The following is a 25,177-nucleotide window of genomic DNA, read 5'->3' on the forward strand; positions in this document are numbered from 1 at the left end:
ATTCCATGCATATCCCACATCATCTTTCACCTCCCTCAGTGAACATGACCCATCTCTAAGTGTTCCAAAAAGGTCTTGTCTATCTCTGTAAACTGATATACCTTGTTCTTTGCGGCCTGAGGGCTTTGGGCAAACTTTTGAGCATCCAGCTTACTTTTGAAAGCCACAAGGTCATTACCCATAGGGCCCTCCTTTATAGCCACATAAAAGGCCTTTTTACCATCTATCCACTTGCCGCTTTTGTAGTCCTTTACCCAGAGCTCGGCCACCTTGTCCTTGTTCTCATGGTAGTACTTGAGTATGTGCTTTGGAGATTCTGCATACTTGTAGGACCCATCCTTTAGCTTTACCTGTGAAGTCAGCTTTGGGTCCATGTTTACATCCATTCCACACACCACACATCTCTCGCCCTTGGGTGGCTCCTTGGGCTGAGAGAAGCTAAAGGAAAAGGCAAAGAAAAAGAAAAGCAAGAAAAGATAGAACCTTCTCATGGTCTTACCTCCTTGATCTTATCTTTGTAAACGAGGAAAAAGCTTTTTTCATAGCCTCCCCTTGCGCTTTTAATACCATGGGGAGAGGCCACACCAAGAAGACTTTTGTCCTTTGAAAGCCTTCTTATGCCCTCTGGGGGCACATGCCCCTCTATGAACTTGTTCTTGTAAAGCATGGTATGGCATGACCTTAGCTGTGGTGAAATACCAAGTTGGCTTTTTATTTCCATAAGCTTGTCAGGGTTTACCTCAACCCTTTTGACCTTAAAGCCTTCCTTTTCTAGCTTGGAGAAGTAAGAGGTGCAACATCCACAGCTCGGGCTATAATAGGCCAAAAGCTCTTCGGCCATTACGAAGAGAGGCAATAGCAAAAGCAAGATAGCTGCTTTCATTTTGACTCCTCTTTCTTTTCTTCGTGCTTGTGTTGAGCGTCCTTTGATTTATCCTTCTTTTCTTTTTCGTGCTCATGTGAATCGTCCTTAGGTTTACTCTCCTTGTGGCCACCTTTTCCAGACTCCTCATGGGTCTTGGTATCATGCATATGCATGTGCATCATGCCACCAGACACGCCAAAAAAGCCAATGTTTAGTAGTACTGCAACCATTACTATAGTCATGCCCATCATGGCTTTACCTCTCACTTTAGCATTTCCTTCATCTGTTCCTTCATCTGAGGATTTGCCTCCAAGACCTTCTTCATAGTCTCCCTATGCTTGAGCATCATGCTCATCATGTTGTGCATAAACTTTGGATTTTCCATAAGCATGTGCATCATCTGTTCCCTGCACCTTTGCATGTGTTCCATCATCATCTTTTGCATCTCTGGGTCCCCCATCATCATCATGGGCATCATCATGGGAGCCTGCGTGCTTTGTGCATCATGTTCATGCTGAGCGTAGGCAAAGGAAGAAACTAAAAATACGGCTAAGGCTAAAAGCTTTTTCATGGTACATACCTCCTTTCAATGATGGTGATGCTCATGGCCCTTTACCTCCTCACCGTATAGGCCCTTTAGCTGTGCCTCAGAATCAAGCAAGAAGGCTCCCCTTACCACAACCCTTTCGCCCTCTCTTAGACCTTCAAGCACCTGATAGTAGCCTTGGGCTTTTCTTCCAAGCTTTACATTCCTTGGCTCATAAACACCAGGCTCTCTTTCTACAAAGACCACTTTCCTCTTTCCCGTATCCACCACCGCATCCTCTGGAACGGCAAGCACGTTGCCCAATGGCCTTTCAAAAGAAACATCTACCATCTGGTTTATCTTCAGCTTGGCACTTTTATTAGGAAGGCTTATCCTAACCTTTATGGTCCTTGCCATCTTGTCGGCCTCGGGAAAGATGTAATCCACAATTCCTTCATAGGACTCTTCCTGCCCCACAGGGCTTACAAGCACCCGCATACCTTTTCTTACGCTTCCCGCATACTCCTGAGGTACCTCCGCTATAACCCAAACCCTGGAAATATCCGCTATCCTATAAGCTACATCACCAGCCTTTAAAAAACTTCCTTCATAAACCTTCCTCTCCACTATCACGCCACCGTAGGGAGAAGAGATAACACCCCCAGCCTTCAAATAAGAGAGCTTTTGCAAAACAGCCCTCTTTAGGTCCTCCCTCTTTAACTCTTCTGCAAGCCTTAGTTCTTCCTTTGCAATATCTACATCCGGGTTCAAAACCCTCATCAAAGGTGTTCCTTTATTTATAAGCTCGCCCTCAAACCTTCCAAAGCTATCCAAGACCCATGCGTCGCTTCTAAGAGTTATCTCATAAACCCTTGAAAGGTCATAAGAAACATAACCCACAGTGGAGAAGCTTTCCATTAGGTCTTCTTTTTTAACCTCCTGTGTTTGAATGCCTATAAGCTGAAGCTTGTTTACATCCACGCTTATAACACCCTCCCTTTTCTCTTGAGCTGGCATTTTTTCTTCACCAGTAAAAGGTATGGAAAGGTCCTTTTTTATAACCTTTTGGTCAATCACTGCCACCATCTGCCAAGAGCCAGCCATGCTTATGTTTAGCTGAAGTTCATAAAGCCCAGGAGACACCTTCTTTATGGTTGCATCCTCCCTCATCTCACCCATGCCCGGCATAGGTGGCATGTAAAAGTAGAGTTCTCGTAGGTCCTTTGGTGGCTTTATGAGTATGTAAAGGATGTTTTTGCCCACATCCAGCCTTTTACCCTTAGAATAGACTTCAACCTCTATCCCCTCCTGAGATAAGGAAAGAGTTTTCTCATAGCCTTGTGGCACCTGGCTTGCCTTAGGCCTTTTCATAAAGTAGAACACTCCGCCAGCAATAAGGAGCAGTAGAAGCAAACCAACCAAAAGGAATAGCAACTTCTTCATAACAGTACCTCCAGCCTTGGCCATACCTTTTGAAGGGAAAGCTCCACATCAAGCTTGTTCATCTCCAGCTCCCAAAGCTCTCTGTGTAGCCTAAGAAGGTCCCTTAGGTCCGCCCTTTGATACCTGTAGGCAAGCTCTAAGGCTTTTATCTCATTCTTCTTCTCTTCAATAGCCTTTTCCAGCAAACTTAGCACCTCTTTAAGCCTGCTGTATTCAATCCTAAGGCTGTTTAATGTCCTTTTTAGCTCAAGCCTTGTGCTTTCAATCTCCCAGTCCTTTGCCTTGACCTCCTCAAGCTTCTCCAATACAAGAAGGTCTTCCCTTTTGCCTTTCCATATGGGAAGGCTTATGCCTGCCCTCAAACTAAACATGTTCTCCATAGAGGGCCTTATCATGTATTCTGCCATCAGCTCAATGTCTGGCAAGTGGTCTACCTTTCTTCTTTCCACTTCCGCTACCAGCTTTTCCCTTTGAGCCTTTAGCCTTTTTATGTATAGGCTTTCATCCAAGTTCACTTCTGGAAATTCTTCTCTTTTGAAGTACACCTCTTCCCCTTTTAGCTCAAATCTTTTACCCACAAGGTAGTCCAATTCTTCCTTTTTACTCTCCCTCTCCAATTTTACCTTTTCAAGCTCACTTTCCACTTTTATCTGTTCCCCTTTTAAGAAAAGAAGGTCAGAAAGGTTGGTCTTTCCATACTTATAGTTCTCTTCAGCCAGTTTGTATAGGGTATCTATCTCCCTTTTTATCCTATTTAAAACATCTTCCCTTTTAAAAGTGTAAAGCCATTCTAAGTAGCTAAGTTTTATATCCTTTATAAGCTCCCTTTTAAGCAACTCTTCCTCTTCCAACAGTGCAAGCCTTTCTTTTAAAGCCATCAAAGCCTCCCTTTCCCTCTTTATTGGAAGCATATACATCTGGCTTATGCCTATGGAAAGGTTACTCATAGGCTCATACTTATTTGGATAAGGTCTGTTGAGGGGTAAGTTGTTGAGTCCAACGGATAGTGATGGATTTGGTAAGCTTTTTGAGTACGTTTCCCTATGCTTTGTGGATTCTATCATACTTTGATAAACTTTCAACCTTGGTGAGTTTTTGAGGGCATAGTCTATTAGGCTTTCAAGCTCACCAGCCTTTGATAGAGAAAAGAAAAACAAATTCAATATGAGTAAAAACACCATGGATTAAAGTATAGGAATAAAAACAAGATAAATCAAGGATTTTATTTCACACGCTTTTTATATATAAATATCCTAACTTTACCGTTAATTTTATCCTCTTTCAGAACACATATATGGCTCACATCCTCCCTCAAGCCCTCATAAACTCTACCCTCTCTTCTGTTTATGTAGTAGATTTTGTCATCTTTGTGTTTATCTTCGGAAAAATCTTCCATAGAAAATACTTTAAGCTCTATCTCTGCATTCTTATAGCCATAGGCTAAACCCAGTATAAAAGCGAGCGCCTTATTGCTACCAACTTCTATCCTTTGCATGTTATATTTTTTTCTTTCTTCTTAAGTAGGCTGGTATCTCTTCAATCTCTGGTTGGACTGGCTCTATTGTGCTTTCTGGCACAGCTTTCTTTATAGGTTCTTTAAACTCCGGCTTTTTTACAACTTTTAACTGGCTAAGGCTTTGGGCGTTTTCAAAATCTGTGGCCACAACGGCCACCCTCATAAAGTTTTCTTTATCACTTTCCAGCATGGCACCAAATATGATAAGGGCATCCTCGTGGGCCACTTCCCTTATCCTTCCTATGGTCTCTTCCACTTCTCTGAAAGGCACGTCCTCGCTCACCCATAGTGTTACCAAGAGTCTCCTTGCACCTTGTATGCTGTTGCCTTCAAGGAGAGGACTGCTTATGGCCTGTTCTACCGCATAATCCCTTCTACCATCGCCCCTACCTTCACCCATACCTATGAGGGCAAGGCCACCCTTCTCCATAACAGTCTTAACATCCGCAAAATCCACGTTTATAAGGGCTGGAGTCACCACTATGCTGGTTATACCCATCACCGCCTTGGCAAGCACATCATCCACCATCTTAAAGGCATCCTTTATGCTAAAGTTTTTGTCCGCAATTTCTACCAGTTTTTGATTGTTAACCACTATGTAAGTATCTACAACATCCTTTAGCTTCTCAAGCCCTTCGTTGGCTACGTGCATCCTCTTTGGCCCTTCAAAGTTAAAGGGCTTTGTTACCACAGCCACCGTAAGTATGCCCATATCCTTGGCTGTTTCTGCTATTACAGGAGCTGCGCCTGTGCCAGTTCCTCCACCAAGCCCACAGGCTATAAAGAGCATATCTGTGTTTCTAAGAATTTCCCTTATCTTATCCACATCCTCAAGAGCCGCCTGCTCTCCGATCTCAGGCTTTGCACCAGCCCCAAGTCCCTTTGTAACCTTCTCACCTATCTGTATCTTATTGGGTACTGCCAGAGAAGCAAGGTGTTGAACGTCTGTATTTATGGCAAAAAGCTCCACACCTTCTATACCTTCAAGGTACATCCTGTTTACCGCATTGGAACCACCACCCCCAACTCCAAAAACTTTTATCCTTGTAGGGTTCAAAATATCCATCTTACGCCTCCTTTTAGATTATATCCCTAAAAAAGGACATAAGCCTATCCACAAAATTTTTAAACGTAGAGTTCTTTTTTTCCTTTTCATGCCCTTTTGAAAAAACATCACGCTTGTCAAAGATAAAGCTTTTATGAGCAAGTTTTATTAGCCCCACAGAAGTAGCATAAGCAGGGTCTTGCACCTTTTCTTTGAGGCCTATAACACCCATAGGATAACCTATTCTTACAGGGAGGTCAAAATACCTTTCTAAGAATTCTCTCATGCCCGCCAACTTAGCAGAGCCACCTGTTATAACTATACCAGCATGCAGAGAGTCAAGATTTACTCCTTGTTGGTTTAGATAATCGCTAAGCTTTTCCATAATCTCTTCTAATCTTATCTGTATAACTTCAGCCAATTGTTTTCTGCTCATACTAACCTCTTTTTCTTCGCCCCTTGGCTTTATTTTAACCCTTTCCGCCTCATTAACCAAATCAGCATAAGCAAAGCCATTCTCTATTTTAATTCTTTCCGCTTGTTCTACGTTTATCTTCATAAAGTGGGCTATATCCTTTGTAATATTTGATCCGCCTATAGGAAGACATCCAGTTACAAGTATGGAACCTTCCAAAAATACCACGAAGTCTGTAAGCCCAGCACCCATGTCTATCATAAGTACGCCTTCTTCTTTTTCCTCGGGTGTAAGCACCGCTTCTGCAGAGGCAAGGGGTGATAAAAACTTCCCCAATACCTCCATTCCTGCATTAAGAACAACTTTTTCTGTATTTTTAAGGATGCTGGAACCGATCTTTACCACATGAACTTCGGCAGAAATTCTAGACCCCAAAAGGCCCACAGGGTCTATAACACCTTCTTGGTCGTCAAGTATGAACTTTCTTGGTATGGCGTCAAGCACCTCATAACCTTCCTCTTTTGAACGCATTATAGCTCTTTCTATGAGCCTTTCTATATGGGTGTAATCTATCTCTATAGGTTGTGAAGATATGCTTATAGTATCTTTTTCATTTTGACTTTTTAGAGTTGGGCCAGAAATACCAAGCACTACGTTTGATATTTTTGAACCGGCCATCTCTTGAGCTTCTTTAATAGCTGTTAAAACAGAATTTACCGCAAGGTCTAAACGTGTAACATAACCTTTATCAATACCTTTTGAGGGTGATTCTCCTATGCCTATTACATGTAAATCACCATAGCTATCCACCTCACCTACTAAAGCTACCACCTTACTGGTGCCTATGTCCAAGGATGTTATTAGCTTCATTTCCCTTTCCACCTCTTATTATTACTAAGCCTTCTTTGCTAATTTCTATTTCTTTGTACATATCAATATTATAATCTTTGAGTAGTTTAGCCACATGCTTTAAAAGGCCACCATCTATGAGGAAAAGGGGTGGAAGTATTAGTTTTGTTCCACCTTTGAAGTAGGCTATGGTGCTAAGCTCGGTTGCATATACATCGGTTAATGTGCCATTGCTATCTAATAACTTTATTAAATCTTTCATTATTGCAAAATTTTTATTAATCAATTCTACGCTGTAAGTATAAATTGTTGGAGTGTGGTAATTTATATAGGGTGATTGAAACATTACACCATCTTCATCAAAAAATATCTTTACTTCATTGTTTATAACGGAAAATACAGGCTTCCTTTCTTTTACACTTAATTTTAGTTCTACACCATTTTTGCTAAATATTCTTGTGATTTCAATATCCTTTACGGCGTTGCCTGTATTTTTGTTTATATTACTCATTAATATATTTTTGTTTATAAAAAGCCAATTATTTTTTAATTTTTTGACTTCTTCAACTATCACCTGTGGCGGTATGCTTTCAAGCCCATCTATGTGGAGCGCCTTTATCTTAAAGAAAGAAATGTTATCGGTAAAATACGGTAGAAAAAAACCAGCTAAAGCCATGGAAGAGAACCATAATGCCAATAGAAAGTGTGAAAGCCACTTTCCCCGTCTCCCTTCTTTCATGGTTAAAATAATAACATAATTCTTTTTGAAAAAAGTGGTAGTGTTTTTGAAAGGCACTATAATCATAGAGCTATGTCCGCAAAAGGAAGGTTTTTAATCCTAAGAAGGTTTAGGGCGGGTGATTGCGACCTTATGGTAAAGGCTTATAGTCCTTACGGTCTTGTAAAGCTATTTGTATCAGAAGGACTTCTTCCGGAAAGGGGCTTTTTGGGTTATATGGAGCCTTTTAATCTTTTATATGCTGTTTATAATCAATCCGGAGATGTTTTATTTTTAAAAGACATAATTGAAGTAGATTTTTTTTCTTATCTATGTTTTAGGGATTATTCTGCCTACTTGTGGATGAATTCCTTGGTAAGCTTTGTAGAAAGGTGGTTTGTCCAATATGACCCAGAGCTTTTTAACATGCTTATAAATTATCTTAGACTAAATCCCAAAAACCGTGCAGTTTTACTTATAAAGTTCAAATTGGAATCTTTAAAACGTTTAGGTCTTTACAAAGAAGATATTTTTGATAAAAAGCTTATAAAAATTGCTAAAATTATAGCAGAAGAAGATAAACTGATAAAACTTGAACGATTAAAAATAAATCAAAAATACCTTTTGGAACTTGACACAGCAATAGATTCTCACCTTTCTACCTCTCTATAGTTTTCAAGTATCCTTTTGATTATGTCAGAAGTGGAAATGTCGAACTTGAATTCAACCCTTTCCACTTTGCCACCATAAGACAATACAAAATCTGCTCCTACAATATTTTTTATCTCCCAGTCTGCACCCTTTACAAGCACATGGGGCCTTATGGCTTTTATAAGCCTTTCTGGCGTGTCTTCATCAAAGATAACCACATAATCCACTGGCTTTAGATTATCAAGAAGATAGGCTCTCATTTCTTGTGGCACTATGGGCCTTTGAGGCCCTTTTATCCTCCTTATAGATTCATCAGAGTTCAAGCCTACAACAAGAATATCCCCCAATTCCTTTGCCTTTTTAAGATAGTAGGCGTGTCCAGCATGCAGAATGTCAAAGCATCCGTTAGTAAAAACTATTCTTTTATCTTCTCTCAAAGGTTCAATTGCCTTTAGCAATTCCTCAAGACTAAGAACCATAGCTTTTTAACATTATAGCGGTGGAGTATATTCTTTCATACTCCCTTGCGCTTCTTTCCCAAGAAAAATCTCTTTTCATACATCTCTTTATTATCTCTGCCCAATCCTTTGAATGGTCGCATATATACATATCGTAAAAAACCCTTGCCTTAAGTAAAGCATGCATAAGGTCCTTCCTAGAATACTCTTCAAAAGAGAAGCCATTACCCTCATGTGGATCTTTTACAAAATCCAGCACTGTATCCTTTAAACCACCAGTTGCCCTTACAATGGGAACCGTTCCATACCTCATGGCTATCATCTGGGAAAGGCCGCAGGGTTCAAAAAGAGAGGGCATCAAAAACATATCCGCACCAGCAAAGATTTTATGGGCAAGCTCTTCGTTATATTCTATCCTAACTCTTACACTTTCTGGATGCTTTTTCATGAATTCTATAAGCATTTCTTGATATCTTTCTTCACCAGAACCAAGAAAGACAAAGTCAAAGCCTTCTCTTACAGCTTCGCATACAATACCTTGAACTATATCCAGTCCTTTTTGAGATGTTAGCCTTGAGACCATGCCAACAAGGGGTTTTTCATCTCTGGTTTTGAGGCCAAAAATGTCTTTTAAATGTTTTTTGTTTATCCATTTTCCTTTGGAGAAGTTTTTTGCTGTATAGTTATGCTTTATAAGCTTATCCGTCTCCGGATTCCAGATGTCGTAATCTATGCCGTTTAAAATCCCAAAAAAGTATTTCTTTTCTCTTATAAGGCCCTCAAGGCCATAGGCATAGTGCCTTAATTCTTCGGCATAAGAGGGGCTAACGGTGGTTAAAATATCGCAAAAGGCTATACCAGCTTTGAGAAAGTTTATCTTGCCATAAAACTCTATGCCTTGGTAAGGGTGAAATACTTCCCAAGGTAGGTTTAGCATGGGGATAAAATGAGGATCATAAATGCCTTGATGCATGGCGTTATGTATGGTAAAAACGGTGGGTGTGCGTTCAAACTCTGGGTAATAGAGCTTTTTGTATAGAGGCAAAAGGCCAGTGTGCCAGTCGTGTATATGGATCAAACTCGGCTCAATGCCAAGGCTTTTTATAACTTCAAGGCTTGCCAAAGATAAAAAGCCAAACCTTAAAGGGTTATCTTCATACTCTCCCTTTGGTGTGGCGTATATGTGTTCTCTCTGATAGTATTTTGGAAAGTCAATAAAGTAATACCTCACATGGTCCTTTATATCCTCGTAGATGCTAAACTCCTGCCAATTGCCATCAAAAAAGACCTTACCTTGCCCTACTCCCTTAAGGCTTGCCTTTATTTTTGAGTATTTTGGCATTATTACATAAAGGCTATGGCCAAGCTTTATAAGAGCTTTTGCAAGAGAATGTATGACGTCCCCAAGTCCCCCAGCCTTTATGTAGGCCGAGCTTTCGGAAGCCACCATTACTATTTTCATATTTCCCCCTTAAAATTATAATGCATACACCGGGCTATAAACTCATCCTTGTTTGTCTCATTTATTTTTAGCAAAAAACAGTGGTGGCATGCCTCACAAATGTTTATAATTATAAGCCTATATGCTGTCCGTTCTAATCCGCACAAAAAACGAGGAAAGAAATATAGGAAGGGCCATAAGGAGCGTGCTACCTTTGGCTGATGAAATTGTAGTGCTTGACTCTGGTTCAACGGATAGGACGGTAGAGATAGCAAAAAACTTAGGCGCCAAAGTATTTTTTAAAGAATGGGAAGGCTATGACAAACAGCTAAACTACGGCATTGGTTTGTGTTCCAAGGATTGGGTCCTTGTGCTGGATGCGGATGAGGAGGTTTCAAGTGAGCTAAGGGAAAGCATAAGAAAAGAGCTAAAAAACCCGAGTTATGAGGTTTATAAGCTATGTAGGAAAACCTTTTACCTTGGCGATTTTTTGAACCATGCTTGGTATCCCGAATGGAGGGTAAGGCTCTTTAAAAAGGGTAAGGTTAGGTTTGAAGGGGAGCTTCACGAAAGGGTCATCTTTGAAGGCAAGGCGGGGAAGCTAAAGGGCGATATACATCACTATTCTTATAAAAGCTTGGAAGACCAGTATCTGAAAACTATTAGATATGCTAAGATAATGGCCGATAGGATGAAAGAAGAGGGCAAAAGGTTTAGGCTTTACAACCTTATATTCAATCCTTTATGGTACTTCTTTAAAATCTATTTTCTAAAGCTTGGCTTTTTGGATGGCTTGAGAGGCTTTTTAGTTGCCATGTCTGGTGCCATATATGTGTTTTTGAAGTATAAATTCCTTTATGAGTTGGAACTCAAAGACAAAAAAGGGAGGATTTGGTAGAAATGCTATATAGCCTTAGGATGAGAGCGGAGCTTGAGGGAAGGCATGTATCGGGGGCAGAAAGGATAATAAAGGCTAATGAGGTTGAAAAAACTATAAAAGAGTTTTTAAGAAGGCCTAAGCTTTATGATAGGATGGTTATAACCATTGAAGACGTCAAAGAAATTGAGTATATACCAAAGGCCTTGCCTATTTATAGCTATGACTTTAAAAGCGTAGAGGAGGCTCACAGGTTTGCCATAAACATGCTTATGAAGGAGGGAGTAAAGGAAGAAGTAGCCCTAAAGGGCTTGGAGCTTTTAAAGAAGGGTCCTAATCCAAAGGGTGGCAATATGAGGGGTGCGGTGCTTATGGATATGGAATCTGGTGAGAGGCTTGAGCCAGACCAAGAGAGGGGCGTAAGGACGGTGCGCTTTGATTGGAAAGACAGAAGGTTTATAAAAAGGCTTTTGAAAGAAAGAGGAATAAAAAGGTTCTACCTTGAGAGGCTTTTGGATGCCTTGGCTTTGGCTACAAAGAATATACACTGCGGAGTTGCGGCGGAATTATGCTGGAGTGATGACCCAGATTATACAACGGGCTATGTGGCTGGGAAAACCGTAGGCTATGTAAGGATAAAACCAATGAAAGAGGAGGGAGTCCCCATAGGTGGAAGGGTTTATTTTGTCAAAAGAGAGGATTTTGAAAACTTGGTAGAATGTCTTGAAAAGAGAGTAGTCCTAATAGAAGAATTATGATATTCTTAAATCCTTATATAATGCAAGCTTAATTAACTATAAACTCTTTGAATTGCATTTAAAGATTTTTGTTTTTATGATTACAGGGAGGAAATTTTGTAAGGGAGGTAAAAAGATGAGAAAGGTGTTGGCTGGAACAGCCCTTTTTGCACTTGCAGGACTTTCCTTTGCCACCAACGGAGACAACCTTATAGGTGTTTCTCCAGCCTCAAGGGGTATGGGTGGCATAGGTGTAGGTATGCCCGTAGGACCCACCGACAGCATCTTTAGAAACCCTGCATGGATGAGCTACTACAAAGGCTTTAACTTGAGCTTTGGTGGAATACTCTTTATGCCTGAGGTGAAGGCAAGAGCAGATCTTGGCATGGGACCAGTTTCTGGAAAAAGCAAAGCAGACTTTTTTGTGGTGCCTGAAGTGGGTATAGTTCATCAGATAAACAATCAATTGACCTTTGGTATAGGAGCTTTTGGTGTTTCTGGTATGGGTGTGGATTATAGGAACCAGGATCCTTTAGGTACTAAGAGTAGGTTTGGCTTTGCCTATCCTTTTAATGATATGCATACAAGCTTCCAGTTTATGAGAGTAATCCCGGCACTTTCTTATAAGATTAACGATGCCTTTTCTATAGCCGGTGCCTTAGATTTGGCTTATGGCTCTTTGGATATGGGAGCAGTTATGTGCCTTAACCCGCCTTCATGTACCGTTGTTAGAAATTTAGGCGGCGGTCAATCCCAAACCTATGGCTTGGGCTTCCAGCTTGGTGTAGCTTATAATATGGGAGACTTTGTATATGCAGGTCTTACCTATCAAAGCCCAATTTCTATGACCTATAAGAGAGTTTTTGATTCCAACGGCGATAGAGTCTTTGAGGACCTAAAGCTCACCCAGCCTCAAGAGCTTGCCTTTGGTTTGGGTGTAAAGCCCATGGATAACCTAAAGGTGGGTATGGATATAAGGTGGATAAACTGGAAGAATGCAAAGGGTTATAAGGAGTTTCAGTGGAAGGACCAATGGGTAATTGCCATAGGTGGTGAGTACAAGCCAATACCCAAGCTCGCCCTAAGGGCTGGTTATAACTACGGAAAGTCTCCTATAAGGGGTGGAGCAAAGGATACAACGCTCAACAAAAGCATTCCCAACCTTACAGCACCCTTTAGTGACTTTAACATAGCCTACTTCAACCTTATAGGCTTTCCAGCTATAACAGAACAGCACATAACCCTTGGTTTGGGCTATGAATTTACAAAGACCTTTAGTGTGGATGTGGCTTACAAGCATGCCTTTAAGAAGACTGTAAAGGCTACAAACGCAAATACTAATCCTCTGGTTTGTCCAGCACCTCCTGGTGGTTGTCAAATAGAAGCCTCCAACGCTCAAAACGCCATATCCATAGGCCTTAACTGGAAGTTCTAAAAAAACTCCTCGGGGAGGCTCTTCCTCCCCTCCTTAAAAGGTGATAAGCCTCATACAAAATCTAAAAGTCTTCTGGTAGAATACTCTCAAAACTTCTTAGGAGGTAATCAATGGAGTTTAGGCATGTCTTTATATGTGTTAATCAAAGGCCTCCGGGCCATCCCATGGGTTCCTGTGCAGAAAAGGGAAGCAGAGAGCTATACCAAGCCTTTATGGAAAAGGTCCAGATGGACCCAGAGCTTTTTATGAGTACTGCTATAACACCAACGGGCTGTCTTGGTCCCTGTGGGTTGGGTCCCACCATAGTGGTCTACCCAGATGCCGTTTGGTATGGCAATGTAAAACCCTCCGATGTGGAGGAGATAGTGCAAAGCCACCTCAAGGGTGGAAAGCCAGTAGAAAGGCTTGTGGTCTCAAAAGGGAAGCCACCGGGTATGTTTTAAAAGGTTGGGGGCTATACAGCCCCTGGCACTCCTTCTTCTTCAAACTCTATTTCCATCCTTTCTGCGGGTATTATGGTGGTTATAGCATGCTTATAAACAAGGGTTTGCTGACGGCCATCCTCCATAAGAATTGTGTATAGGTCAAAAGACCTTATCCTTCCCTGAAGCCTAACACCGTTGATAAGATAAATAGTTACCTTTACCCTTCTTTTCCTTGCTGTGTTCAAAAAGGCTTCCTGCAACTTGTATGCCATCTTTTAGCTCCTCCTTTCCAAAAATTCCATAGTTGTCTGGTAAAGTTTTTCTGCTAAAGAAATATAATACTGGGAATTTTCCAAATTTTCAAGAAGTTCTAAAGGGAAAACCCATAGGCCACCATAGGCACCCACAAAGGACCCCAGAAGGTATCCTATAGCGTCTGTGTCTCCACCCACCATACCGCAGGCATTAACACCTCTCCAAAAGGCCTCAAGAGGCTCCTCTATATACCTTAAAAAGAGGAAAATTGACAAAGGTAGGGCTTCAAAGACAAAGGTGGAGTTTCCTATTTCCCTTATGGCTTCTTCTTCATCTGCACCAGAATCCAAAAGCTTTGCCACCTTATCAAGATAAACCTTGTTTTTATCATGCTTTATAAAGGTCTTTAGGCTTTCAATGAGTGCCAGTCTATCCCTCAAATCTCTCAAGTCAAAGCTCTCAAGGACCAAAAAGGAAATAAGGGCAGAAACTATGGCGCTTGCATCGTAAATCTCTTTACTTCTGTGAGTTATAAGGCTTACAAGCCTTCCAGCCTCCGCAGAGAGGTAGGGATTATAGTAGTGGAAAAGGCCTGTGATGGTGCAACGAAGCACACCCTCCACGGAAGAAGATAGGAGGCCTGCATCATCAAGGCCCACGCCGGAGGATATAAGGTCTATGGCCGTTATAAGGGTTGGGTCCGGGTATCGGTGGCTTTCTTCTTTTCCTGCCCATTCTTTTAGTTTTGTAAAGAAATGATAAGGGTCAATGCTCTTTTTCTCCACTATGCTTTCGGCAAGCAGTATGCTTATAGTGGTTTCATCCGTAGTTTGTTCTGGCTCCAAGCCTACCGATGGACTGTGAGGATGAGGCTCCACAAAGCCCCTTACAGCCCCACCGTAAAAGCTTATCACCTCCTCAAAAGGCACATCTTCAAGGCTTTTACCAATGGCATCTCCAAGAGCGCCACCCAAAAGAGTTCCTTTAAACTTTTCAAGGACTATATCCATAGTTTTTTAAAATTATACCTTAGCATGCTTGCTGATTGGATACAAAGGCTAAGGGAAGCTTCAAAAGATAGAGCCGTTTTGGTGGAGGGAAAGAGAGATAAACAGGCTCTTTCTAAGCTTGGTATTAAAAACGTATTTACCTTAGAGGGCAAAAGGTTTGCAGACCTTCCCGACCTTTTGGAGGGCTACTCGGAGGTTATACTGCTCTTTGACCTTGATAAGCATGGTGAGAGAATAAAGGAGAAAGTAAAAACACTTTTGGGAAGCCAGGGATATATTTTAATAGAAGAATTTAGAGAAGAGTTGCGAGCTATGGGAATTCTTTATGTGGAGGATATCTATGGAGAAAAGCTCCGTATTGACGGCCCTGCTAATACAGGATAGGATCATAAGGTATAACCTCAATATGCTGGAGATGGCTCTAAAAGAGCTAAGGGCAGATATTGAAGAGCTGAATTTTTTGGCGGATGTTTGCCTTTCGGGAGAAGAGGAGTTAAAAGCTTTTAAACAAGTTATTCAAAGGGTGGAAAAGGACCTTTTTAAAAGCATTGATGAGGCTATAGAATATCTTTATGACCTATATGAGGTCTTCAACTTTGAGATAACCTTCCTTGCCAATATTCCAGAAGAGCTTTGGAGAGAGGTAGAAAGGTTGGATATACCAAATTCCATAAACTCAAAGATGGAAGAGATAGCCAACCTTCTTGAGGATATACTTCAATATGAAAGGGAAAGCCCAAAACTCTATGCTGTTTTAACACCCTTTAGAGCCTTTTTAGAGGTAATAAGACAAGCTTTAAGCTTTAACAGAAGACTTTTTGAGTCTAACCTTCAGAGGACTGTATAAGCTCAAGCACCCTTTTTGCCGCAAGCTGTTGGGCTGTCTTTTTACTCCTTCCCTTTGCGGTAGCCCTAAACTCCCTTATACTACATTCCACTTCAAAGATTCTACTATGGTGAGGACCTTCTATGTTTACCACACGGTAGGTAGGTCTTTCTTTCCACCTTTTTTGGGTTTCCTCTTGAAGCAACGTCTTATAGTCCCTTTTGTAATCCTTATTTTTTACCGCCTCCACTATTCTGTCCTTGTATAGTCTAAAAAAGATGGCTTTTGTGGTATCCGCAGACCTACCACAGTCAAGGTAAAGAGCTGCCCAAAGGGCCTCAAAGGTATCCGCCATTAGGGAGGTGCTAACATGGCTATTTCTTTTCCTACCGCCTATAAGGATATAAAGGTCAAGGGAGAGGCCTTCGGCCAGTTCATAAAGGTATTCTTCGCTCACAAAATAAGATTTCATCATGGCAAGCTCGCCTTCGGAAGCTTGGGGAAATTCGGAAAGCAGCAAGTCCACCACAAAGAAGTTTATTAAAGAGTCTCCAAGGAACTCAAGGGTCTCGTAGCTTTTTAAGCCATGTTCTCCGGCGTAAGATTTGTGTGTGAGGGCTTGAATTAATAAACTTTTGTCTTTGAATTGATAGCCTAAAGCCTTTTCAAGACCTTCAAAGTCTTTTGAAAAGGAGGCAGGCATTGGTTCCACCAAAGCCAAAGGAGTTGGAAAGGGCATAGTTTACCGGATACTCTATAGCCTTGTTTGGCACATAATCAAGGTCGCACTCTGGGTCTGGATTCTCCAGGTTTATGGTGGGTGGTATTATGCCCGTTTGTATGGTCTTTACAGTGGCCACAGCCTCCACAGCTCCAGCAGCGCCCAAGAGATGCCCTATCATGGATTTGTTGGAGCTTATTTTTAGCTTGTAGGCATGCTCTCCAAAAAGCCTTTTTATGGCCAAAGTTTCAGACTTGTCGTTCAAAGGTGTGGAAGTGCCATGGGCGTTTATGTAATCTATCTCTTCAGGCCTTACACCAGCATCTTCTAAGGCAAGCTTCATACACATATAGGCACCTTCTCCGTCGGCGCATGGTGCAGTAATATGGTAGGCATCATCGGTGGCACCATAACCTACAAGCTCTGCGTATATCTTTGCTCCCCTTGCCTTTGCATGCTCATACTCTTCCAATACCAATATACCCGCGCCTTCACCCATCACAAAACCATCTCTATCTCTATCAAAGGGCCTTGAGGCCTTTTGAGGCTCATGGTTCCTTGTGGAAAGGGCCCTCATAGAGGCAAAGCCTGCCACTCCAAGGGGTGTTATGGCGCTCTCGCAACCCCCGGCTATGGCCACATCTATGTCCCCCTTCTGTATAAGCCTCATAGCATCACCGATAGAGTGATTGCCTGTGGCGCAGGCAGAGACCACACAATAGTTTGGGCCTTTAAAGCCAAAGCGTATGGCCACAAGACCACTTGCCATGTTGGATATGCCGTAGGGTATAAAGAAGGGAGATACCCTCCTTGGTCCCTTTTCCATAAGGACCTTTTGCTGTTCTTCAATATCACGTAGGCCACCTATGCCAGTGCCTATGATTACACCAACTCTATATGGGTCAAATTTACTCTCTAAAAGCCCACTGTCTTTTATGGCTTCCTCTGCCGCCGCTACTGCAAACTTTATAAAGTCGGATACCTTTTGAGCATCCTTTTTATCAAAGTATTTTTCTGGTTCAAAATCCTTTACTTCACCCGCAATATGGACCGAAAGCCCAAGCTCTACGGGATCAAACCTCTTTATTATATCTATACCGCTTACGCCAGCTATCAAATTAGACCAAAACTTTTCTACACCGGTCCCTATGGGGGAAACTACCCCCAAGCCGGTTATTACCACACGCCTCTTCAAGACTTCACCTTCTCCTTAAGGTAGTCTATAACGTCGCCCACTGTCCTTATCTTTTCTGCATCCTCATCAGGTATTTCAATACCAAACTCCTCTTCAAAGGCCATAATAAGCTCCACCACGTCAAGGGAGTCAGCTCCGAGGTCTTCAACGAACTTAGCTCCTGGATTTAGCTTATCCACTTCCACGCCAAGCTGGTCTGCTATAATCTCCTTTATCCTCTGTTCCAAGTCCATTTTCTACCTCCTGCCTGTTTTGTCCAAATATTATACCACAAAAGCCCTATAATTATGCATGTCTTAATTCCGATATATATATATTAAAGCTTATGGGCATAAGGGCCATACTCTTTGACATTGACGGTGTGCTGTGCATAAGGGATAGGGTTATTGAGGGCAGTGTGGAAGCCGTTAATGAGCTACGAAAACACTATAAGCTTGCCTTTGTAACCAATACAACGCGCACACCTACAAAAAAAGTCTTTCAAAGCTTGGTAAATTGCGGCTTTGAGCTGGAAGAAAAAGAACTTTTTACAGCTCTTAGGATTGCAAAAGACTTTGTTCTTTCTCAAGGTGGTGGTGCTTACCTTTTATCAACGGAGGAAGTTTATGAGGAGTTTGACGTGCCAAAGGAGCCGGTAAAGTACGTTGTGGTGGCCGATGCTTATAAGAACTTTACCTATGACAATCTCAACACAGCCTTTAGATACCTTTTGGAAGGTGCGGAGCTGATTGCGGTGGCTCCAAACAGATACTTTATGGATAAGGATGGAAAACTTTCCTTGGATGCTGGTCCCTTTGTTAAGGCTTTGGAATATGCCTCCGGAAAATCTGCCAAGATAATAGGAAAACCCTCAAGGGACTTTTTCAATTTGGTGCTAAAAGCCTTAGAAGTGGAACCTCATGAGGCCTTGATGGTTGGCGACGATATAGAGTTTGACGTGAAAGGTGCGCAGGATGCGGGCATAAGGGGCGTGCTTGTAAAGACTGGCAAGTTTAGACCAGAGGACCTAAAGAAGGGCATAGAACCCTTTGCAATTTTGGAGAGCGTGGCGGAGCTTCCAAGATTTTTATCAAGCGCTGGCTTTTTATAAGCATAACGGTGAAGATAAATGAGACAATTAAATGTAGGGACACAAGATTGAATTTATCACCTGGGTGTATATAATTATACAAGTGGGGGAATGAGATTAAGAGCTCTTTTAAACTATAAAGAACTTCCAATTCTATACAGGCATAAGGTTCTATCTCTTATAAAGTCTGCTTTAGAGAGAAGCGATAAAGAGTATTTTGAAAGTTTGTATGCAAGCAAAAAGCCAAGACCTTTTACCTTTGCAGTGCTTGTGGCTAAAGGCTCAAGGCTGGAAGGGGATGTGTTTTATTCAGAGAAACCTCATACTTTGTGGATAAGTTCTTTTGATAGCAAGTTTATAGTAAAGCTTTACAATGGGCTATTAGAAGAAGAGTATGTAAAATCCATAGAAGTAAAAGCTGGAAAGGAGATAAAGAGGGGGGAGATTTTGTGCAAAAGCTTGTCTCCTATTCTTATAGAAAGGGAGGGGAACAATCCTTTGAAAGAAGAAAACTTTGAAAGGTTTAACATCTATCTAAATCTCATTGAGGAGAAAGTTATGAAGGCTTTGCTTGGAAGAGGACTAAAGAAGGAGCTGAAATTTGAGCCTGTGGATTGGAGAATTGTGGTGGTAAAGCATACCTTAGATGGCATAAGAGAAGGGCTTGGCAAGCCTTATGCATACTTTACATGCTTTGATGGATACTTTAGGCTTTCAGGCCATCCAGAGGACTTAGAGTTCCTTTATAACAAAGGCATAGGACTAAGGACCTCACAAGGCTTTGGGATGGTGGAAGTGCTATGAAGAGGGTGCTTTATCCTTCCAATTGGCTTTTTAATGCTGGAGTTATAGGGCTTTTGAGATTGCTTAAAGAGATGGGGATGGATGTAAATAAGTTATTCAAGGATAATTATGTGGAGATTGATTTGAAGGATGATGAAATGGAGAAATTGCTGGAAATAGTGTATATAGAAAAGGGAAAAAGTAAGCAGGAAGCTGAAATTACTGAACAAGAAGATAAGCAAGATGAACAGGAAGAGCAGGAAAATGAACAGGAAAAGCCTGAAGAGAAAAATGATAAAATAGAAGTGCCTAAGCTATTTCTTACTTGGAAAGATTTATCCTTAGAAAGGTCAAAAATCATTAATTATCAAAACGAAAAAGCTTTATATGGAAAGCAAAAAGCTTATTTTAGCAACAAAAATGAAGAAAAGATAGCTGAAGCTATAAAGTGGTTTTTCCAGTATAGCAATCCACAAGGAAGTATAAAATGTCCTTTCTGTTTTAGTGATATTGAAATAGAAGAGATTTCACCTTTAAATCAAGGCTTTATGAAACTTTTGCTTGGGACCAGTTCTTTTCCTAATGCTTTTTACAATTGTAATCTGGATAGTGTTTTTGCTTGTAAATATTGTTCCTTTATACTTTTCTGTCATCTTATAGGATTTAACAAGTTTAATGACAATGAGCTTTACTTTATAAACGCAGATTCTTTTGAAACAATGTGGAACTTATCCACCATAGGTGCTTTGATAGATAATTTAGAAAAGAATACACAACTTTTAGAAACATATAACAGCTATGATATAGTGTATTTAACTTACGATAAGCAAAGAAAAGGGAACAAGGAACAAAAGATAAAGGTTAGGATAAGCACTATGGATAAAGATGGGGTAAGGTTGTTATCAAAAGCTGTAAAAAATGTAAAAGACTTGGATTTGGAACTTATAGATGCTATAGTAAAGAAGGACTTATCATATATTGAAGGGAATATTTTAAGAAATTTTAAGGAAGCAAAGGAAAGCAGAAAGAGTTTAAAAGCTTTGGATAAGTATCTTACAAGCTATTATTTAGTTATAGAGGAGGGAAAAGACATGGATGACATCAGAATAGGCTTGCAAAAGCATATAAGAGAGTTGAAGACAAGAGACAGTGGATGGCGTTTAATTGGGGCAATTCAAGATGATATTCTTAGGTATTTGGAGCTTGTAAAGCTTGGAAGAAGGAATGAGCTTATATATAAACTCACAAGGACTTATAGTTTATACAAAGAGAGGCTGGGAGATAGCTTATCCTATGTGTTGTTTGATGAACAGGATGAAGAAAAGTTTAAGTTTTACATGTATAGCTATCTAAAAGAATTTATAAATCCTAAAAAGGAGGTGATAAATGATGAGAGTGAAAGGAATAACACTAACGATTGAGTTTGACGGCTGGGCTTTAAACAGGGATGAAAACCTTGGCGGTAATGAGAGAACCATCAAGAAGATAAAAAAGGATGGACAGATTTACAGCTTTATATCAAGTAAGAGTTTGAGGCATCATCTGTTTTGGACCTTGCATGACAGATTTAATTGGCCTATAACAGACTGTGTGGCAGATAAGGACACAGAAAAGAGTGATGATAAAAGTGTGGTTGTTCAGCCAGACCTAACAAAGCATAACATAATAACAAGTCCAGAACTTGATGCTTTTGGCTATATGTATACCATAAAAGGAGACATGGGGCTATCAAGAAAAGCACCAGTTGGTATAACTCATGCTATAGCTTTAAATCCTTGGGATGGCACTTCTCATGTAATGGCTAACCATGATTTTGCAAGAAGAGTACCCAATGCTACACCTATTCCAGTAAAAGAGGAAAATGATTACAATACCTTTAGAGCATCCTTTACCATAGATGTGGGAAGGCTTGGTGTGGATGAGTGGTATGTGAATAGGGTGGAGTATAAGGATGGAGAACTGAGCCTCATAAAAATTCAGGTGATAATAACAGGAAGTGAAAAGAAAGGCAACCTGAAGATAGAGAAAAAACCAATTTTCACTCACACTGTAAAGGCAGAAAAACTAAGTGATAATGAGTATAAGCTTGATAAAGGCAGGATAATTATAGAAGAGCTAAAGCCTGAAACGGATAAGGATGCTGGACTTGTGAGAGTAAAGTTTATTGTGGATGAAGATGAGAAAAAGAGAAGAATTTATCAAATTATGACGGTCATAAAGAATGGGTTAATGTATAGAGTTGGAACAGACTGTGGCATAAAGCCTTTAAGACTTTATGTGGCAGGTCTGGAAGTGGCAATGCCTGTTTTACACTATGGGGATTTTGATTCTGATTATATTGTGAAAGATGTAGGAGAACCTCTTGTATATAAATATGACCACAAGAACATACAGGGTCAAGAAAAACAAAGATGGCATGAGTTTTTAAAAAGGCTTGGAGTGGGAGTATGGGAGAAATAAGGATAGAGATATACCAACCAGTGGCACATTATAGGGTCTTTTTCACCTTTATGAGACAACACACCTATCCTATACCGCCATACTCCACCGTGGTGGGGCTTTTGTGCAATAGCTTAGAGGAAAAGGAAAAGATAGAGAGATTAAAAGATGGTCTATCTCTTTCTATCTTTGGAAAGCATGGGAGCTATGCTACCACTTTACAAACTTACAGGAATTTAAGAATAAAGAATCATATTCAAGAGTATGTCCATGCTAAGAATAGAACAAAGCATGGACTTCCTTATCATGTAGGTGGCACTCAGCCTGTGCTTGTGGATTTACTCTTTGATGTGGAGCTTATAATCTATGTCTATCATGAGAATGAAGAGCTTTTAGAAGAACTCTCCGAAAGAATAAGATTTCCAAGCAAGGCTTTACATCTTGGAAGAGCAGAAGATTGGATTGTGGTAAAGGATGTAAAGAGGGTGGAGACGGAAGAGGGGTTAATTGAGTCTTTTGATTACTATACATGGCTTCCAAAAAAGCTTATGTATGATAGGTATGATATAGATGTGGTAGCTAATACTTATATGGTTAGCTTGTATTATGAAATTATAAATGGTGTAAGAGTTTTTACAGAATACGTTGAAAGTAAGCTTTTGCATGGCTTACACACATCCGATATGGAATTCATACTTGATAAAGAGACAAGGCTTCCTTTGTTTTTCTATAAGAGGGAAAAAGCATGCTGTTAGCAAAAAGCAACGGAGTCTCTTTGAGTGAGCATACAAAAGGACTTTTAAAGCAGGCAAGAATTTTATTTGAAGTGGCCAACTTTCCAGAGGATTTGAAAAAGCTTATAGAGTTTGCCATCTTCTTTCATGATGTTGGAAAGGTGCATCCAGAGTTTCAAAAGAAGGTGGGCAATAAAGTTAAAGATAGTCTTCCAGAGGTGCCACATAGCTTGTTTTCTTTAGTGTTTATGGATATGTTAAAGCTTAAAAGAATTTTTGAAAAGGAGATAAAGATTTTAAGAAGTGCTGTAGCATTCCACCATCACAATGACACTATAAGGAGTATTGTGCTAAATGGAGACAAAGAGAATTTTCCTAAAGCCATGAAAAGTTTAAAAGAAAATGAAAGTTTAAGAGAAAAGTTATTAAAGCTTTTACAAGAAGAAATGAAAGAGTTTGAAGAGTTTGCAGAGTATATAGGATATAGTGCTTACTTAAATTACAACGGACAGTCTTTAATGGATGATTTGATATATCCATACGCCCGCTATTATGAGGAGGAAAAACTAAACAAACTAACAGTGGTCCTCGGCACTCTAATGAGAGTGGACCACTTTACATCCTATATCCAGAAGGAAAACATTGATGAGCCTATAGAGAGAAAGCCAGTGGAGTATGGTGTGGTAGAAAAAGCTATAGGAGAAAGGCTGGGATGTAATATCTGGCAGTTTGAAAAGCTAAAAAGGGACAAAAACATCATCCTCATTGCACCAACAGGAGCTGGAAAGACTGAGTATGCCTTCCTATGGGGAGCTGGCACAAAAATGTTTTTCACCTTACCACTCAAAAACCAAGTCAATTCTATCTATGATAGGGCTAAGGCTGTCTTTAAAGACGAAAATGTGGGACTTTTGCACTCGGATGCGGATTTAAAGCTTTTGAATAGTGATGATGTAAAAGAAGGAGAAAGGGAAAGGATTATAGAGCTTTCTCATTATCTTTCCTATCCTGTGATTGTGGCCACTGGGGACCAGATATTTCCATCAGCTTTAAGATACCCTGGCTATGAAAGGATTTATGCCACACTCTCTTATTCAAGGCTTGTTATAGATGAGGTTCAAGCATACAATCCAAAAGCTGTAGCATGCATTGTAAAGCTGTGCAAGGATATATCAAAGCTTGGTGGAAAGTTTTTGCTTATGACTGCCACACTTCCAAGCTTTGTAAGGAAAGAACTGGAAAATTTAGAAGACCTTGAGATTATAGACCTCTATGAAGAATACTCTGACACTATAAAGCATAGGATACAGATGGTAGATGAGCCAATGGAAAGCTTAACAGATAGAATTTTGAGGAGTGCAAGAGAAGGCAAAAGGGTGGCTGTTATTCTAAATACGGTAAGTAAAGCACAGGAGATTTACAAAAGGCTAAAAGAAAAAGACAAAGACATTTATATAGAAATATTGCACTCCAGATATACAAGAAAGGATAAAGAAATGAAATATACAGGAGATAATAAAGACGAGAAAAAGAAGGCTATTTTAGAAGAGTTTAAAAATCCAAAGCCTGAGAATGAAAAGACACCAAAGATTTTGGTGGCCACTCAGATTGTGGAAGCTTCTTTGGATATAGATGTGGATGTCCTCTTTACAGAGCTTGCTCCTATAGATGCACTTATTCAAAGGATGGGAAGAGTGGCAAGAAGAAAAAGAAAAGAAAGCTTAGACTTACAAGAGCCTAATGTGATAATCACAAAACCATCTGGAGTAGGTAGGGTATATCTTAAAGAACTTTTGGATAAGTCTTTACAGCTTCTAAAAGGCATAGACTATCTTCCAGAGATTAAAAAGAGAGATCTTGTGGAAGGGCTATACAAGGAACTTGAAAATTCAAATTCAGAGTCAAGTTATATCCAAGAGTTTAAAGATGCTATAAAGCTTTTGAATGCAGGCTATAATGAGATTAAAAAAGATGATGCACAAAAATTCTTCAGAGAAATCCTTAGTGTGCCTGTCATTCCAAAGAGTATGGAAGAGAATTTTATTGAGGCTATAAAAGGACTTGGTGAGAATATAAAATACACGGAGTTTAAGAAAGATATTTTGGCTAACTTTGTGGTGGATTTGGATTATCGCTATGTAAGAAATGGCATAAAAGCAGACTATTTGGCAAGTCATAATAAAAAGCTAAAAGACTGGCTAAGAGATATGTATGTGGTAAACTATATATATGATAAGGAGTTGGGACTTGTAATAAGTGAGGGTCTTGATGGCCCTTGATATTTTTGGCAATTGAATAAGGACTTTATCATCTCTTAATCATCCGTGAACCTACTTTTTAGGTTCATAGCATTCTGGATAAGATGTATCAAGGCTTAGAAGCCTATTTGCGAAAAATTATCAATTCCCAACTGGAGGTTCGCGGAAATTTTGCTTCACTTGAACCACTTGGCAAGTTTTTGAAGTTGTTGTGGTGTCTATATTAGCTTTAGGTGGTAGGTGTTGGGTAGGATTTGGACAATGAGGAATATAAAGGACAATCAGCGGGGGAAAGACTACTACTTAAAAGGTTGGTAGGATTTGGACAATGAGGAATATAAAGGAAGTAATGGGTCAAGCTCTTTTATCCTCTTTTCTACTGTAGGATTTGGACAATGAGGAATATAAAGACTAAAATGTCCAGGAGGATATGCAATATGTGTGCCGTAGGATTTGGACAATGAGGAATATAAAGTATTGCATATC

30 protein-coding genes and 1 CRISPR repeat array (1 of these 31 running past the window's edge) are annotated in these 25,177 nt (G+C 40.2%); of the genes, 13 read left to right on the forward strand and 17 right to left on the reverse strand.

The window, feature by feature from the left end:
* Positions 1–35: 35 nt before the first annotated feature.
* From ACZ5GB_RS03325 to ACZ5GB_RS03370, 10 genes are read right to left on the reverse strand one after another with little or no spacing between them, the layout of a single operon-like run.
* On the reverse strand, positions 36–491 hold the full coding sequence (locus ACZ5GB_RS03325) for a nitrous oxide reductase accessory protein NosL (protein ID WP_464327562.1): 456 nt from the start codon (positions 489–491) through the stop codon (positions 36–38).
* Positions 488–883 (reverse strand): DUF411 domain-containing protein, encoded by a 396-nt coding sequence (locus ACZ5GB_RS03330; protein WP_464327563.1) that lies wholly within the window; start codon positions 881–883, stop codon positions 488–490. The genes ACZ5GB_RS03325 and ACZ5GB_RS03330 overlap by 4 nt, the downstream gene beginning before the upstream one ends.
* The gene (locus tag ACZ5GB_RS03335; RefSeq protein ID WP_464327564.1) at positions 880–1,116 is read right to left on the reverse strand and encodes a hypothetical protein; all 237 of its coding nucleotides are present in this window, start codon (positions 1,114–1,116) and stop codon (positions 880–882) included. Before ACZ5GB_RS03335 ends, ACZ5GB_RS03330 begins: the two co-directional genes overlap by 4 nt.
* Positions 1,117–1,127: 11 nt before the next feature.
* Positions 1,128–1,436 carry a hypothetical protein gene (locus ACZ5GB_RS03340; RefSeq protein ID WP_464327565.1) on the reverse strand — a complete coding sequence of 103 codons (309 nt, stop codon included), beginning with the start codon at positions 1,434–1,436 and terminating at the stop codon, positions 1,128–1,130.
* Between the two features lie 15 nt (positions 1,437–1,451).
* Positions 1,452–2,834, reverse strand: a complete 1,383-nt coding sequence (locus ACZ5GB_RS03345) for an efflux RND transporter periplasmic adaptor subunit (RefSeq protein WP_464327566.1) — start codon at positions 2,832–2,834, stop codon at positions 1,452–1,454.
* Positions 2,831–4,015 carry a TolC family protein gene (locus ACZ5GB_RS03350; RefSeq protein ID WP_464327567.1) on the reverse strand — a complete coding sequence of 395 codons (1,185 nt, stop codon included), beginning with the start codon at positions 4,013–4,015 and terminating at the stop codon, positions 2,831–2,833. Before ACZ5GB_RS03350 ends, ACZ5GB_RS03345 begins: the two co-directional genes overlap by 4 nt.
* 41 nt (positions 4,016–4,056) lie before the next feature.
* Positions 4,057–4,329 (reverse strand): hypothetical protein, encoded by a 273-nt coding sequence (locus ACZ5GB_RS03355; RefSeq protein ID WP_464327568.1) that lies wholly within the window; start codon positions 4,327–4,329, stop codon positions 4,057–4,059.
* 1 nt (position 4,330) lies between these two features.
* Positions 4,331–5,416 (reverse strand): cell division protein FtsZ, encoded by a 1,086-nt coding sequence (gene ftsZ, locus ACZ5GB_RS03360; protein WP_464327569.1) that lies wholly within the window; start codon positions 5,414–5,416, stop codon positions 4,331–4,333.
* Positions 5,417–5,429: 13 nt separating this feature from the next.
* Entirely contained in the window at positions 5,430–6,680 is a 1,251-nt protein-coding gene (gene ftsA / locus ACZ5GB_RS03365) for a cell division protein FtsA (protein WP_464327570.1), read from the reverse strand.
* A complete protein-coding gene (locus ACZ5GB_RS03370; RefSeq protein ID WP_464327571.1) occupies positions 6,643–7,398 on the reverse strand; it encodes a cell division protein FtsQ/DivIB in 756 nt (251 codons plus the stop codon). Before ACZ5GB_RS03370 ends, ftsA begins: the two co-directional genes overlap by 38 nt.
* A gap of 72 nt (positions 7,399–7,470) precedes the next feature.
* On the opposite strand from ACZ5GB_RS03370, the gene ACZ5GB_RS03375 reads away from it, so the two are divergent.
* Positions 7,471–8,049 (forward strand): hypothetical protein, encoded by a 579-nt coding sequence (locus tag ACZ5GB_RS03375; RefSeq protein ID WP_464327572.1) that lies wholly within the window; start codon positions 7,471–7,473, stop codon positions 8,047–8,049.
* Here ACZ5GB_RS03375 and rfaE2 read toward each other — a convergent pair.
* Both rfaE2 and ACZ5GB_RS03385 read right to left on the reverse strand, forming a co-directional pair.
* On the reverse strand, positions 8,028–8,507 hold the full coding sequence (gene rfaE2, locus ACZ5GB_RS03380) for a D-glycero-beta-D-manno-heptose 1-phosphate adenylyltransferase (RefSeq protein ID WP_464327573.1): 480 nt from the start codon (positions 8,505–8,507) through the stop codon (positions 8,028–8,030). The genes ACZ5GB_RS03375 and rfaE2 overlap by 22 nt on opposite strands.
* Positions 8,497–9,948, reverse strand: a complete 1,452-nt coding sequence (locus tag ACZ5GB_RS03385; RefSeq protein ID WP_464327574.1) for a glycogen synthase — start codon at positions 9,946–9,948, stop codon at positions 8,497–8,499. The genes rfaE2 and ACZ5GB_RS03385 overlap by 11 nt, the downstream gene beginning before the upstream one ends.
* A gap of 121 nt (positions 9,949–10,069) precedes the next feature.
* On the opposite strand from ACZ5GB_RS03385, the gene ACZ5GB_RS03390 reads away from it, so the two are divergent.
* The 4 genes from ACZ5GB_RS03390 to ACZ5GB_RS03405 all read left to right on the forward strand — a co-directional run bounded on the left by ACZ5GB_RS03390 (position 10,070) and on the right by ACZ5GB_RS03405 (position 13,419).
* The gene (locus ACZ5GB_RS03390; protein WP_464327575.1) at positions 10,070–10,825 is read left to right on the forward strand and encodes a glycosyltransferase family 2 protein; all 756 of its coding nucleotides are present in this window, start codon (positions 10,070–10,072) and stop codon (positions 10,823–10,825) included.
* A gap of 2 nt (positions 10,826–10,827) precedes the next feature.
* A complete protein-coding gene (locus ACZ5GB_RS03395; protein WP_464327576.1) occupies positions 10,828–11,562 on the forward strand; it encodes a 6-carboxyhexanoate--CoA ligase in 735 nt (244 codons plus the stop codon).
* 115 nt (positions 11,563–11,677) lie between these two features.
* Complete coding sequence (locus ACZ5GB_RS03400) at positions 11,678–12,976, forward strand: OmpP1/FadL family transporter (RefSeq protein ID WP_464327577.1); 1,299 nt, start codon at positions 11,678–11,680, stop codon at positions 12,974–12,976.
* 110 nt (positions 12,977–13,086) lie between these two features.
* Positions 13,087–13,419: a (2Fe-2S) ferredoxin domain-containing protein gene (locus tag ACZ5GB_RS03405; RefSeq protein WP_464327578.1), complete on the forward strand. Its 333-nt coding sequence runs from the start codon at positions 13,087–13,089 to the stop codon at positions 13,417–13,419.
* Positions 13,420–13,430: 11 nt separating this feature from the next.
* On the opposite strand, the gene hfq is transcribed toward ACZ5GB_RS03405, so the two are convergent.
* A complete protein-coding gene (gene hfq, locus ACZ5GB_RS03410) occupies positions 13,431–13,673 on the reverse strand; it encodes an RNA chaperone Hfq (protein WP_464327579.1) in 243 nt (80 codons plus the stop codon).
* Between the two features lie 3 nt (positions 13,674–13,676).
* A complete protein-coding gene (locus ACZ5GB_RS03415; protein WP_464327580.1) occupies positions 13,677–14,666 on the reverse strand; it encodes an ADP-ribosylglycohydrolase family protein in 990 nt (329 codons plus the stop codon).
* A 24-nt stretch (positions 14,667–14,690) separates the two neighbouring features.
* On the opposite strand from ACZ5GB_RS03415, the gene ACZ5GB_RS03420 reads away from it, so the two are divergent.
* Both ACZ5GB_RS03420 and ACZ5GB_RS03425 read left to right on the forward strand, forming a co-directional pair.
* Positions 14,691–15,050 carry a toprim domain-containing protein gene (locus ACZ5GB_RS03420; protein WP_464327581.1) on the forward strand — a complete coding sequence of 120 codons (360 nt, stop codon included), beginning with the start codon at positions 14,691–14,693 and terminating at the stop codon, positions 15,048–15,050.
* Entirely contained in the window at positions 15,007–15,513 is a 507-nt protein-coding gene (locus ACZ5GB_RS03425) for a hypothetical protein (protein WP_464327582.1), read from the forward strand. Before ACZ5GB_RS03420 ends, ACZ5GB_RS03425 begins: the two co-directional genes overlap by 44 nt.
* Here the strand turns inward: ACZ5GB_RS03425 and rnc are convergent.
* The 3 genes from rnc to acpP are packed head-to-tail and all read right to left on the reverse strand — an operon-like array spanning position 15,491 to position 17,641.
* On the reverse strand, positions 15,491–16,195 hold the full coding sequence (gene rnc, locus ACZ5GB_RS03430) for a ribonuclease III (RefSeq protein WP_464327583.1): 705 nt from the start codon (positions 16,193–16,195) through the stop codon (positions 15,491–15,493). The two genes, ACZ5GB_RS03425 and rnc, sit on opposite strands and share 23 nt — an antisense overlap.
* The gene (gene fabF, locus ACZ5GB_RS03435) at positions 16,167–17,408 is read right to left on the reverse strand and encodes a beta-ketoacyl-ACP synthase II (protein WP_464327584.1); all 1,242 of its coding nucleotides are present in this window, start codon (positions 17,406–17,408) and stop codon (positions 16,167–16,169) included. The genes rnc and fabF overlap by 29 nt, the downstream gene beginning before the upstream one ends.
* Entirely contained in the window at positions 17,405–17,641 is a 237-nt protein-coding gene (gene acpP / locus ACZ5GB_RS03440; protein ID WP_464327585.1) for an acyl carrier protein, read from the reverse strand. The genes fabF and acpP overlap by 4 nt, the downstream gene beginning before the upstream one ends.
* 92 nt (positions 17,642–17,733) lie before the next feature.
* Here acpP and ACZ5GB_RS03445 point away from each other — a divergent pair, with 92 nt between their 5' ends.
* From ACZ5GB_RS03445 to cas3, 6 genes are all read left to right on the forward strand, one after another.
* On the forward strand, positions 17,734–18,498 hold the full coding sequence (locus tag ACZ5GB_RS03445) for a TIGR01458 family HAD-type hydrolase (protein WP_464327586.1): 765 nt from the start codon (positions 17,734–17,736) through the stop codon (positions 18,496–18,498).
* A gap of 90 nt (positions 18,499–18,588) precedes the next feature.
* Positions 18,589–19,281 carry a CRISPR-associated endoribonuclease Cas6 gene (cas6, locus tag ACZ5GB_RS03450; protein ID WP_464327587.1) on the forward strand — a complete coding sequence of 231 codons (693 nt, stop codon included), beginning with the start codon at positions 18,589–18,591 and terminating at the stop codon, positions 19,279–19,281.
* Positions 19,278–20,681 (forward strand): hypothetical protein, encoded by a 1,404-nt coding sequence (locus ACZ5GB_RS03455; RefSeq protein ID WP_464327588.1) that lies wholly within the window; start codon positions 19,278–19,280, stop codon positions 20,679–20,681. Before cas6 ends, ACZ5GB_RS03455 begins: the two co-directional genes overlap by 4 nt.
* Positions 20,647–21,720 carry a type I-B CRISPR-associated protein Cas7/Cst2/DevR gene (cas7i, locus tag ACZ5GB_RS03460; protein ID WP_464327589.1) on the forward strand — a complete coding sequence of 358 codons (1,074 nt, stop codon included), beginning with the start codon at positions 20,647–20,649 and terminating at the stop codon, positions 21,718–21,720. The genes ACZ5GB_RS03455 and cas7i overlap by 35 nt, the downstream gene beginning before the upstream one ends.
* Positions 21,708–22,454 carry a type I-B CRISPR-associated protein Cas5b gene (gene cas5b, locus ACZ5GB_RS03465; RefSeq protein ID WP_464327590.1) on the forward strand — a complete coding sequence of 249 codons (747 nt, stop codon included), beginning with the start codon at positions 21,708–21,710 and terminating at the stop codon, positions 22,452–22,454. Before cas7i ends, cas5b begins: the two co-directional genes overlap by 13 nt.
* On the forward strand, positions 22,445–24,712 hold the full coding sequence (gene cas3, locus ACZ5GB_RS03470) for a CRISPR-associated helicase Cas3' (protein WP_464327591.1): 2,268 nt from the start codon (positions 22,445–22,447) through the stop codon (positions 24,710–24,712). The genes cas5b and cas3 overlap by 10 nt, the downstream gene beginning before the upstream one ends.
* A 226-nt stretch (positions 24,713–24,938) precedes the next feature.
* Positions 24,939–25,177: a CRISPR direct-repeat array (repeat unit 29 nt; unit sequence GTAGGATTTGGACAATGAGGAATATAAAG); it runs 517 nt beyond the window's last position.

This window comes from Hydrogenobacter subterraneus, assembly GCF_055390195.1.

Coding starts and splice junctions, on each gene's coding strand:
- ACZ5GB_RS03325 (WP_464327562.1), bottom strand. CDS start 491: ATGAGAAGGTTCTATCTTTTCTTGCTTTTCTTTTTCTTTGCCTTTTCC.
- ACZ5GB_RS03330 (WP_464327563.1), bottom strand. CDS start 883: ATGAAAGCAGCTATCTTGCTTTTGCTATTGCCTCTCTTCGTAATGGCC.
- ACZ5GB_RS03335 (WP_464327564.1), bottom strand. CDS start 1,116: ATGATGGGCATGACTATAGTAATGGTTGCAGTACTACTAAACATTGGC.
- ACZ5GB_RS03340 (WP_464327565.1), bottom strand. CDS start 1,436: ATGAAAAAGCTTTTAGCCTTAGCCGTATTTTTAGTTTCTTCCTTTGCC.
- ACZ5GB_RS03345 (WP_464327566.1), bottom strand. CDS start 2,834: ATGAAGAAGTTGCTATTCCTTTTGGTTGGTTTGCTTCTACTGCTCCTT.
- ACZ5GB_RS03350 (WP_464327567.1), bottom strand. CDS start 4,015: ATGGTGTTTTTACTCATATTGAATTTGTTTTTCTTTTCTCTATCAAAG.
- ACZ5GB_RS03355 (WP_464327568.1), bottom strand. CDS start 4,329: ATGCAAAGGATAGAAGTTGGTAGCAATAAGGCGCTCGCTTTTATACTG.
- ftsZ (WP_464327569.1), bottom strand. CDS start 5,416: ATGGATATTTTGAACCCTACAAGGATAAAAGTTTTTGGAGTTGGGGGT.
- ftsA (WP_464327570.1), bottom strand. CDS start 6,680: ATGAAGCTAATAACATCCTTGGACATAGGCACCAGTAAGGTGGTAGCT.
- ACZ5GB_RS03370 (WP_464327571.1), bottom strand. CDS start 7,398: ATGAAAGAAGGGAGACGGGGAAAGTGGCTTTCACACTTTCTATTGGCA.
- ACZ5GB_RS03375 (WP_464327572.1), top strand. CDS start 7,471: ATGTCCGCAAAAGGAAGGTTTTTAATCCTAAGAAGGTTTAGGGCGGGT.
- rfaE2 (WP_464327573.1), bottom strand. CDS start 8,507: ATGGTTCTTAGTCTTGAGGAATTGCTAAAGGCAATTGAACCTTTGAGA.
- ACZ5GB_RS03385 (WP_464327574.1), bottom strand. CDS start 9,948: ATGAAAATAGTAATGGTGGCTTCCGAAAGCTCGGCCTACATAAAGGCT.
- ACZ5GB_RS03390 (WP_464327575.1), top strand. CDS start 10,070: ATGCTGTCCGTTCTAATCCGCACAAAAAACGAGGAAAGAAATATAGGA.
- ACZ5GB_RS03395 (WP_464327576.1), top strand. CDS start 10,828: ATGCTATATAGCCTTAGGATGAGAGCGGAGCTTGAGGGAAGGCATGTA.
- ACZ5GB_RS03400 (WP_464327577.1), top strand. CDS start 11,678: ATGAGAAAGGTGTTGGCTGGAACAGCCCTTTTTGCACTTGCAGGACTT.
- ACZ5GB_RS03405 (WP_464327578.1), top strand. CDS start 13,087: ATGGAGTTTAGGCATGTCTTTATATGTGTTAATCAAAGGCCTCCGGGC.
- hfq (WP_464327579.1), bottom strand. CDS start 13,673: ATGGCATACAAGTTGCAGGAAGCCTTTTTGAACACAGCAAGGAAAAGA.
- ACZ5GB_RS03415 (WP_464327580.1), bottom strand. CDS start 14,666: ATGGATATAGTCCTTGAAAAGTTTAAAGGAACTCTTTTGGGTGGCGCT.
- ACZ5GB_RS03420 (WP_464327581.1), top strand. CDS start 14,691: ATGCTTGCTGATTGGATACAAAGGCTAAGGGAAGCTTCAAAAGATAGA.
- ACZ5GB_RS03425 (WP_464327582.1), top strand. CDS start 15,007: ATGGAGAAAAGCTCCGTATTGACGGCCCTGCTAATACAGGATAGGATC.
- rnc (WP_464327583.1), bottom strand. CDS start 16,195: ATGCCTGCCTCCTTTTCAAAAGACTTTGAAGGTCTTGAAAAGGCTTTA.
- acpP (WP_464327585.1), bottom strand. CDS start 17,641: ATGGACTTGGAACAGAGGATAAAGGAGATTATAGCAGACCAGCTTGGC.
- ACZ5GB_RS03445 (WP_464327586.1), top strand. CDS start 17,734: ATGGGCATAAGGGCCATACTCTTTGACATTGACGGTGTGCTGTGCATA.
- cas6 (WP_464327587.1), top strand. CDS start 18,589: ATGAGATTAAGAGCTCTTTTAAACTATAAAGAACTTCCAATTCTATAC.
- ACZ5GB_RS03455 (WP_464327588.1), top strand. CDS start 19,278: ATGAAGAGGGTGCTTTATCCTTCCAATTGGCTTTTTAATGCTGGAGTT.
- cas7i (WP_464327589.1), top strand. CDS start 20,647: ATGATGAGAGTGAAAGGAATAACACTAACGATTGAGTTTGACGGCTGG.
- cas5b (WP_464327590.1), top strand. CDS start 21,708: ATGGGAGAAATAAGGATAGAGATATACCAACCAGTGGCACATTATAGG.
- cas3 (WP_464327591.1), top strand. CDS start 22,445: ATGCTGTTAGCAAAAAGCAACGGAGTCTCTTTGAGTGAGCATACAAAA.